Annotated in this window: 6 protein-coding genes and 1 pseudogene; 5 read left to right on the forward strand and 2 right to left on the reverse strand. The window is 68.8% G+C overall.

Annotated features, from left to right (window positions below; genetic code table 11):
* Positions 1-1,056: glycosyltransferase (locus CCN56_RS01720; protein WP_086822553.1), on the reverse strand; the 1,056-nt coding region annotated here is incomplete at its 3' end.
* Between the two features lie 198 nt (positions 1,057-1,254).
* On the opposite strand from CCN56_RS01720, the gene CCN56_RS01725 reads away from it, so the two are divergent.
* From CCN56_RS01725 to CCN56_RS01745, 5 genes and pseudogenes are all read left to right on the forward strand, one after another.
* The gene (locus CCN56_RS01725; RefSeq protein ID WP_086822555.1) at positions 1,255-2,010 is read left to right on the forward strand and encodes a TetR/AcrR family transcriptional regulator; all 756 of its coding nucleotides are present in this window, start codon (positions 1,255-1,257) and stop codon (positions 2,008-2,010) included.
* Between the two features lie 147 nt (positions 2,011-2,157).
* Positions 2,158-2,283 (forward strand): hypothetical protein, encoded by a 126-nt coding sequence (locus CCN56_RS44125; protein ID WP_256961659.1) that lies wholly within the window; start codon positions 2,158-2,160, stop codon positions 2,281-2,283.
* Between the two features lie 352 nt (positions 2,284-2,635).
* Positions 2,636-2,878: pseudogene (locus CCN56_RS44130) on the forward strand (flavoprotein); the annotation flags it as partial.
* A gap of 290 nt (positions 2,879-3,168) precedes the next feature.
* Positions 3,169-6,099: a putative dsRNA-binding protein gene (locus CCN56_RS01735; protein ID WP_256961658.1), complete on the forward strand. Its 2,931-nt coding sequence runs from the start codon at positions 3,169-3,171 to the stop codon at positions 6,097-6,099.
* A 578-nt stretch (positions 6,100-6,677) separates the two neighbouring features.
* Positions 6,678-7,568: a DUF5655 domain-containing protein gene (locus CCN56_RS01745; protein ID WP_086822558.1), complete on the forward strand. Its 891-nt coding sequence runs from the start codon at positions 6,678-6,680 to the stop codon at positions 7,566-7,568.
* 268 nt (positions 7,569-7,836) lie between these two features.
* Here CCN56_RS01745 and CCN56_RS01750 read toward each other — a convergent pair.
* Positions 7,837-9,521 (reverse strand): RNaseH domain-containing protein (locus tag CCN56_RS01750; RefSeq protein WP_143664401.1); only part of this gene is annotated, 1,685 nt, incomplete at its 5' end.

Raw genomic sequence — 9,521 nt, forward strand, 5'->3', positions numbered from 1 at the left:
CGGGGCGGCCGGGGCGGCGGCGGGGGGGCGGCCCCGGCCGCCCCGGTAGACCAGTGTTTCGAGGAGGGCCCAGTTCCACAGGGACGAGACCTGGGTGGCGAGCGTGGCGCCGAGGAGCTGGTGGAGTCCCACGACGGAGTGGAAGAACCACAGGGCGGCGGTGTTGACGGCGATGCCGCTGAGGCCGACGAGCCCGAAGGCCAGGAACCGTGCGGTGGGGCCGAGGCCGGGGTGGTCGGATGCCGCGTGGCGACCCGTGTCGCCGCGGTGCGCGCCGCCGGGGTCGGGCCGGCGCAGCCGGGCCAGGTGTCGCAGGAACCGCAGCCCTTCGCGCAGCGAGGCCTTGGAGGTGCCGGCCGCGCGGGGCGCGAACCGGTAGGAGACCTCGGCCACACGTGCGCCCGGGTGCCTGACGAGCACTTCGAGGAGGACCTTGAAGCCGAGGGGGCTGAGCCGGTCCAGGTCGATCGCGGCGATACGGAAGGCGAAGAGCCCGCTCATCGGGTCGCTGACGCCGGCGAGACGGCGGGGGAAGACCACCTTGGCGAGCAGGGTGCTGCCGAGGGAGACGAACCGGCGGGCGGGGCCGTCGAGCCCTCCACCGGTCGATCCGGACCCGGCGTAGCGGGTGCCGACCACGATGTCGACGCCGTGTCCCAGGGCGGTACGGGCGAGGGCGGCGGCGGCCTGCGGAGGGTGCTGGAGGTCGGCGTCCATGACCAGGGCCCATTCGCCCCGGGCATGGCGCGCGCCCGCGAGGACGGCACCCGCCAGGCCGCCCTCGCGGGCCCCCTTTTCCCGGTGGACCATGCGGACGGGCAGCGGACAGTCGGGGGCGTGCCGCGCGGCCGTCTCCGGTGTGTCGTCGTCGCTGTCGTCGACGAACAGGATCTCGACGGGCAGCCCGTCGAAGGCCGGTTCCAGGGCGCGCAGCAGCAGCGGGACGGATTCGCGCTCGTTGCGCGTCGGGATGACGAGGGTCAGACGGGGTCGAACGGGCGGGTGCGGGTCGTTCAGCTCGGAGCACTCGGTGCGGGAGATGTGGTTGCCGTCCATGTCAGCGGCCTCCGGCGGGGACGTGCAGGGGACGGTGCAGGTGTGCTGTCGCCGTACGTCTACGTTTTAAATATACATATTGCGCCGCCATGTCAGGCCTGTCAATAAATGTCCACTTATGGTGTAAATGTATGCCTTCGGGGTATTCGGATATAGTCGGGAAGAGTCGCACCGCGACGCCCAGCCCGGAGGCACGCCATGGTCAGCAGCACCCAGCCGGACCGCAGGAAGGTGGACATCGGCCACTCCACCGAGCGCCGCCGCGGCCGCCGCCGGCTGAGCCGTGAGCGCGTGCTCGCCGCGGCCCTCGACGTGGTGGACCACGAAGGCCTGTCCGCGCTGAGCATGCGGCGGGTCGCCGCGGAGCTCGACGTCGAGGCGATGGCGCTGTACCGCTACGCACCCAGCAAGGACGCGCTCCTGGACGGACTCGTCGAGCAGCTCTACACCGAACTGGACGAGGACCTCGCCCGCGAGGAGCCCGCCCCCCGCGGCCAGGCGCCCGACCTGCCCGAATGGCGTGCCGAACTCCTCCGCGGCGCCTGCGCCCTGTACCGGATCTCCCTCGCCCACCCGCACGTCGTGCCGCTGCTCGCCACCCGACTGCTCGCCGTACCGCTGGCCCGGCGCCCGCTCGCGGTGCTGCAGGCCCACGAGCGGGTGCTGGCGCAGCTCGACCGCGCCGGGCTCGACGAACAGGGCGTCGTCACCGCCTACCGGGCGGTCACCGCATGGGTGCTCGGCTACATCTTCAGCGACCTGCGGGCCATGGTCGACAACCCCGACGAACCCGATCCGGCGTTCCGCCTCGGCCTGCACCTGATGCCGGCCCGCGAGCTTCCCCGGCTGCGCGAGACCGCGCCCTCCCTGGCCGAGAAGGGCGGCTACCAGGAGCTGACCGACGGGCTCGACGCGCTGCTCGACCGCATCCTGGCCGCGTCCGCCGCGCGCTGACGGAGTGCGCCGGCGGGGTGCGCTGATGGAGCGCGCCGGCGGGGTGCGCTGATGGAGCGCGCCGACGGGGTGTGCTGATGGAGCGCGCCGGCGGGGCGGCGTGCGAACGCCGTGCCGCGACGATCACGACGCCGATACCCTGGGCGGATGCTTACAGAGGTGACAGCGACCCGCTACGTCACGCCCTTGCGTGAAGGCGGCTCGCTCCCCGGGATCGTCGAGGCCGACGATCTCGGCACGTACGTCATGAAGTTGTCTACCCGGTGGCGCTGACCTGCATCGATGCAGCTGTATCCACCCCTGACCTGCGCGGATGAGTCTTTCAGCGTCTTTCGGGATCGTGCTGTGTTACGCGGTCGATTCTCCCCACGCGCTCCCCAGGACCGTCGATACTCCCCAGATTCTCCCCAGGAAGTGCCGTTGCGGCGGGCCTGGTGGCACGGGACGTCATGCCACCGGAGGCGCTGCCAAGGGCACGTTGAGCGACTGTCTGCGAGGGCAGGGCAGAAGCCTGGCGTTGAGCGGATGAGCGCAAGGCGTGAGTCTGACTCTGCCTGAGCAGGCTCAAGTTCGAAACCGCCGTCGGAAGCCGACGTCTGGGCCAGCCCAGGCGAGGAAGCGCTTCCTGTACGTCGTCGTCTGCTGTCATCGCGAGCAACGCCAATAAGCTGATCACCGCCGCGCAGAAGCTGAGGCTGGGCGTCGGCGTTGTCGCAACTCCCAGGGGCTCGGGTTCCTCGACACCGAGGCGATCGAGGACCAGACCGGCTACCCGAACCGCTTGGCCTGGCGCAGTACGGGCGACCCCGGCCCGCTGCCGCCGGCCGACGCGATGGCCGTCGCGCCGGCCATGTTCAACACTCTCTCCACGGGCGTACGCCTGCCCCTGGTGATCGCGGTCCGCCGCCCGCTTTGCCAACCCGCACCGCCCGGTAGGCGGAACGATCTGCGTTGAGCCACCCCTTCCCGAACTCGCGCCCGGCGGCATACGCTTAATGATCAGTGCCGCCGTGATCACCGTGAGTTGTTAGGTCCGGCGGCAGGAGGGGACAGCAGGACCGGGGCAGGCCACCGGACGTATGCACGCACTGGGCAGCGCATCGTCGCCACCCGGGAGCGTGTGCTGGACAAGGCCAGGCGACCCGGTAGGGGAGGGCCGTGAACCGCTGGGTCGGCATTGTGTCGCTGCGCGAGACCGCGCCACCAACACCAGTGCACCGCATCGCGCTGGCGATCGAGGCCGCGCGGAACCGGACGTCGTACCAGCTGGCCGGCCGGACGGTGCCGTACGCGCGGATGCGGTCGGCGCTGCGCATGATCAGTCAGGAGCACGCGCGCCACCGGGATTGGGGGCGGTACGAGTACTGCGTCGACCTGGCGAGCGACTTCTTCGACGGCGGCCTTCCCCCGACGGGACTGCCCTCCTGGCTCACCAACGAACTCCAGAACCTCCTGGACGGTAGGTCCGGCGCACGACCGACCGGCGGACGGAGGGCGCAGGTGGCCCCTCAGCGAACCGATTCGCGTCCTGCACACTCGCGCCCGGTGTCCACACGCCGGGGGCGGACCACACTCCCCGAAGTCTCCCGCCCTGTCGGGTCCGCGCGGTCGGCCCGGCCCTCGACCGGACAGCGTCCGTCGACCGGTTCGGTCCGGCCCTACTCCCGCGCCGAACGGCGACTCGACATCCACGAAGTCACGTACCCGGCGCTGTGCGAGCCGCCCGCGTCGCTGGTTGATGCCTACGGGCAAGAGGTCCGCGAGATCGTAGGGGATGCCGTGCGTGGGTGGGCCGCCGGCCCCGAGGTCACCGCCTGGCTCGGTCTTGCCGCCGAACACCGCAGTCACCTCTACGAGAGTCACCACGTTGACCAGGTCACACCGCACGTGCTCGGCCTACTCGACCGGCTCGGCGCCTCCACACTCGACGTGATCCTGCTCGATGCCTACACGCGGTGGGCGACCCCTCGGAAGGCAGGCGAACAGTCGAGCGAACACGCCCGGCGGCGCACTGCCGCCAACCTGGCGCTCGGTGCATGGGCTACCAAGCATGGCCTGGTACGCATGGGAGCAGGGGAGGCGCAGCACCCTGCCAGGTCTGTCTTCGAAGGAGTGGCCCGGCAGATCCTCGGCGCGCTTAGCCTTTGCGGCGAGCACGAGATCGCCCGGAGGCTGGTTGCGTCCGTGTGGCACGATCTCGACCGCCCGTCCTCGGGGGCGGAGGCTGATCCGGTCACCCTGGCGCAAACGGCCTTCCAGAAGGAAGGGCTGACCTACGACTACATCGAGGAGGGCCCGGACCACCGGAAGGTGTTCCGGGCCGCCGCCCGCACCGGAACCGGCCGAACGGCGGAAGGTATCGGCCAGTCCAAGAAGGCCGCGCGAGCAGCGGCGGCACAAGCACTGCTTGACGCCTATCCGCAAGTGACCGCAGCAGCGAGCCCGGGACGGAAGGCGCCCCCCGCGAACCAGCCAGCCGCGTCGCCACGGCCCTACCCCCAGCCGGGCAACCGGCACCGGGACGCCGTGAGTGACTTGGCAGCCATGTTCGAGCTTGGCCACCGGACGCACGGACTCCTTGCTCAGGCACTCACCCATGTCTCCTGGGTGTACGAGAACCAGGAAGCGGCTGCCGCTGCCCGTCAGCGCGACAATCACCTTCTCGCCCACCACGGCTCGCATGTAGTGGACTACCTCGCCGCCCACGTCCGCGTCCGTCGGGCCCTCGCGCAGGGCCTCACCCCCGATGAAGACGAGGCGCGGATCCTCACCGCCTCTGACGATGACACCGCCAGGCTCGGTGCGGCCCTCCAGCTTACGGAAGGGCTGCTAACGAGCCGCGGTGAGAGCGGACAGGGCCGCACCGCGGTGTCGGACGCCGCGCAGGCAGTCGTCGCCGCGGCCTGGCGCGTCCATGGCCCTCTGCTGCTCGGGCGCCGACCTGCCATCCTCGACGACTGGCTCTCCGGCCTGGAACACCAGCACGACCCGGTGACGATCCTCACCGCCTTGGCCAGTACGTACGGCATCGACCACGAGTACACGTACGACGTCTCGGGGCCGGACCACCTGAAGAGCTACACCTCCACCATCAGCCTGCGCGACGTCCACGGGCGGGTTCACCGGTGGACCGAGCATTTGCCCGGAACCCCCGGTAAGCCGGAGGCCAAGAAGGCGACCGCCGAGGCCCTCCTCGACACCCTCGCTATCCCCGTCAACGGTGGCGTCGATGATCTTCCCGCCTCGGAACGGGACCTGCTCGCTTTCCTCCTGCGGGCCCAGCTCGATGGCCTCGGCCGGCCCACGGAACGGCAGCGCGCACGTATTCTCGCCCGCGGCGACCTCGGCGCCGACCTCCTCACCACCGGCGACACCGAGGCGTTTCTTGCTTGGGCAGAACGCATCCGCGCCCTGCTCGGGCCGGACGATCCGGTTGTACCGGACACGCTGCGCGAGCTGTACCAGAAGGTCCTCGATGACACCCGCATGGGGCCAGGCTCGCTCCTGCGTCGCATGGCCGCCGACACCGGACCCGGTGCCGCGAGCGCCGTGCGGCGAAACGCGGCGGACGCCGTACAGCGAGCGCTGAGCCGCGGACCGCAGGTCGCATCGGTCCGCGACGTCGTGCAGGACTGGTGGCGAGAGCTGGCCCCAGCCACCGGCATCACGGTCCGCGACGACATGCGTCAGGACGCCTTCCGCCCGCTCCCCGTCCACCTTGGCGCGCTGGACGAGACTCTGAGGTGGTGCGGCGACGCCGCCGAGGCGGCCGACACCCGGATCGACGTCGAGCTGACGGTCCAGGACGGTACGCTGCACGTTTGGCTCGGCCTCGACAAGGTGGACGTTCGGACGTCCTGCGACGATTTCGCCCGCCTGCTGTCCCGCACTCTTCCCTACACCGACTGCCTGGTTGGTGACGATCATGTATTGCTGCGCCTGCACGGCGATCTCGAGACGGCTCCCCTCCTTCCCTTGGCCGCGACGGGCATGAACGCATACGTTTCCGGGCCGATGGACCGCTGGCGACCAGCCGGGGAAGTCGCCGGCGAGCTCAGGGGAGCACAGGACGAGCAGCCGTACTCGTGAGCCGGCTCTGCGAGCCGGGTCAATCGACTCCGACTGCCCTCTGGCCGCGGCCGACGTGCTGAAACCGATCGCCGCGTAGCGCGGGAAGGGCTCTCATGCCGGGCAGAGTTCGACGCCAAAGGCGTCGCAGATTGACGATCGCGTTCGGCCCGTAGATGACAAGCAGGACGACTATGATGCATCCTGCGGCCAGGTATTCCTCAATTTTCTGTGGCAATTCAAGAGCAGCGGTGCAGAATATTGAGGCAACTGCGAAGACCAGGGCAAGCGCGTTGCGAATCCGGTCGAGGAGCCAGGAACGGGCACGTGCATGTTGGAAGCGGGCCGACTCTTTGGGGTCGGGCCCCGGGGAAATCTGACCCTCATCACCCGTCATCACCCCTGCTCACTCCTACCGTGCTGGGCTCGTGCTGGGATGCTGGCGAGGCTCCCATGACTTGTGGGCTCGGCTCCGCAGGCGGGGGAGCGGATGCGGTCGAGTTTCGTGCGCTCACACTTTCTTCACGATGTTGAAGCCTCTCGTGGAAACAAATCTGCACCTGCGCGACGTTGTTGATCCCCTAGCCGAGGAGGGGAAGGTGTCAGGTCTGAAGCTCTTCCACACGACGAAGAGCGGTGTGATCGAGGTCATGCCGCGTCTTGCTCAAGTCGAGGCCGATGTGCAGAGCCTCATCGAGGCGCATATGGAGACATTGCTGGGCGTCACGTTCCTCGCGAGCGAGTACGTCATCGACTGCGTCGACGGAGGGCGGATCGATTCCCTGGGGCTCGACGAGAACCAGGCGCCTGTGGTCGTCGAGTACAAGCGCGGCACATCAGCCGGCGTGATCAATCAGGGCCTCTACTACATGGCGTGGCTGACGGCACACAAGGATGCCTTCCGGAACCTAGTCCGCGACCGGCTCGGGGCCTCGGCCGCGTCCCAGGTCCTGTGGAGCGCACCGCGGCTGATCTGCGTCGCTGGCGACTTCACCCGCTATGACGCGCACGCCGTACGCGAGCACCGGCGGAGCATCGACCTGGTCCGCTATCGGTACTTCGGCAACGATCACATCGGTCTTGAGACCGTCGCATCGGTCACTGGGCAGTCGACCGCTATCAAGCGGGCCCACCGAGGCGGGGCCGGACTGCCGTCGACCCGAAAGCGGGACGGCGCGATGGCGGAGCTGGTCGAGGCGGTCGACGAGGTGCTGCTCGGTATCGGCGACGGCGTCACCCGGGTCCAGCGCAAGCAGTACGTCGCCTACCAGCGGCTGCGGAACTTTGCCTGCGTCTGCCCGCCGCAGCACACCAAGCTCCTCATCTACCTCAAGGCCGATCCCAAGGAGGTCGACCTGGTTCCGGGGTTCACCCGGGATGTGACGGGGCTCGGTCACCACGGCACGGGCGACCTGGAGATGCAGCTTCGTACGGAGCGGGACCTGGACCGTGCCCGGGACTTGTTCCGTGCGAGTTACGCAGCAGCGTGATCGCTGCATGGCACGTCGGCAATGAGTGGGGCTTGGTCTGGGGCGATGCCTTTCGACGTACAGGAAGGTTGTGGCGATGGACTATCAATGATGCGGGGGATCGCCGGTTTGGCTAACCGGCGATCCCCCGCTATGTTTTGCCGCTGCCTCGGCCTCCTGGAGTGAGACGCTCTGAACGATCGTCCCCGCGCCTCTCACCCGTCGAGGCGCATTTCACTACGCTGACATCCCATGATTGGGCGGTGCGGCCTCTGCCGAGGTGTCGGGGCTACTCCTGGTCAGCGGTCTGCTGTGTGTCGCCGATCGCTTCCGCCTCATTGTCTTCCTGGGGGGCGGTGCGGCGGTACTGCGGGTGGTCGAGGTCCATCTGCTGGGCAGCGTGGAGATGGACGGGGTAGCGGGTTCGGTTGCTCCATGCCAGGGGGCGGTTGCACAGGCGCGCGGTGAGGTTGGCGAGCACGTCCTGGTCCACCCCCGGTGCCAGGGGCAAGGGGTAGATCTCGGTGCCGTTCATCGTGTACCAGTTGGCGGCGACCTCGTTCTTCGAGATGTTGCCCTTCTCCTTGGAGCCGTGGCTGGCGGTCCAGCGTGTCTTGTCTCCGCCGAGGCGGCCCGCCCCGTTCCCGTCGTACTGGTGAGGGACGTTCGCCAGGATCCAGGTGGAGGGGCCGAGATCGGTGTCGAGCCGGTACAGCGACGTCGTGGTGCTGTTCGCGCCGATAAGGTTCCCGTCCGCATCGAACCGGCTGACGCTGATCGGCTGTGGCACTTCGTCCGAGCTCTTGTTGATTCGGATCACGGCGATGGGTCGGTCCTGGTGGCGCAGCGTGCTCCCGGGGAGCCAGGTGTCTCCCGGTTCTCCGGTCAGGCCCTGCTTGTTGTTGTGGAGGCCGCCCCACAGCCTGCGAGTTCCGACTCCGTCCACGGTGACGGTGTAGGGGAGGCGGCCGATGTGGACGGTTAGGTCGGAGAGGGCCTGATCGATCTGCTCGGCGACCTTCTTGTAACCCTGGTTGTCGTCGACCAGCTCGGTCATCTTGCCGGTCGGGTAGTCCAGGGCGTGGAAGGCGGCGATGGCGTCGTTGTAGTGCTGCCACTTCGGGTTGGTGTAGCTCCAGCCGTGAAGAGTCCAGGCGCCTCCCTCTACGACGGGAGGCACCAGGGCGACTGCGGTGATGCAGATCTTCGCCTTCTCCTTGGGGTGCTGCTTGCTCTGCCGGCGTACGTGGATCCCGACGTGTGCGACGCCATGAGGGGCGTGGGCGCCGATGGGGTCGATCAGGGCCGTGTCGATGCGCTCGTCGAGGATTCCGATGTTGCGGTGCAGGTCGACGAGGGAGTAGAGCGCCTGGTGGTCCTTGCCCTGGTCTCGCTTGCGCTTGGTCTGCTTCATGTCGGCGATGTACTGCGACACGATGCCCCTCTGGGCGATGATCCGGCGTCCCTGGTACTTGGCGTCGGTCTCATCGGTCTTCGCCCGCTGGCGCCGGTCTCGCCGGCTCTCGGCAGCCTCCTCCTCGGTGGCGTCCTCGATGGATTCGGCCGTGTACTCGGTCTCCGCCCAGACCGCTACGAGGGTTCCCGGTTCTCGGCGCAGGAAGGGGAGTTCGTCGACCAGCCCGGCTCGGCCCTTGGCGGGGCCGTGCGCGAGGAAGGCGGGGACGTGGTGGAACACGACGCTGACAGTGTCGTCGTGCAGCGGGACGGGGACGCCGTCGGCGGGGTCGATGCTCGTGGCGGGCAGGCTGTAGGCGTCACACAGCCCGTTGATCATGCGGGTGCGGTTCTCGTCCTTGCTCCACAGACAGACGATTCGCAGGTGCTCGTATCCCATGGACGCGAGGGAGCGGGTCACCTCGGTTGGGGCGGGGAGAGGGTTCTTCGGGTCGTTCCGGGGGAACCCGCGGGTGCTCAGGTGAATGTCGGGGCTGGTCGCGGCGTCGCCGAAGACGT

Source organism: Streptomyces sp. NRRL B-24572 (genome assembly GCF_002156145.1).
Lineage (GTDB): Bacteria > Actinomycetota > Actinomycetes > Streptomycetales > Streptomycetaceae > Streptomyces > Streptomyces vietnamensis.

Bases quoted from the DNA above. Each gene is read 5' to 3' on its own strand.
- CCN56_RS01725 (WP_086822555.1), top strand. From the start codon at position 1,255: ATGGTCAGCAGCACCCAGCCGGACCGCAGGAAGGTGGACATCGGCCAC.
- CCN56_RS44125 (WP_256961659.1), top strand. From the start codon at position 2,158: ATGCTTACAGAGGTGACAGCGACCCGCTACGTCACGCCCTTGCGTGAA.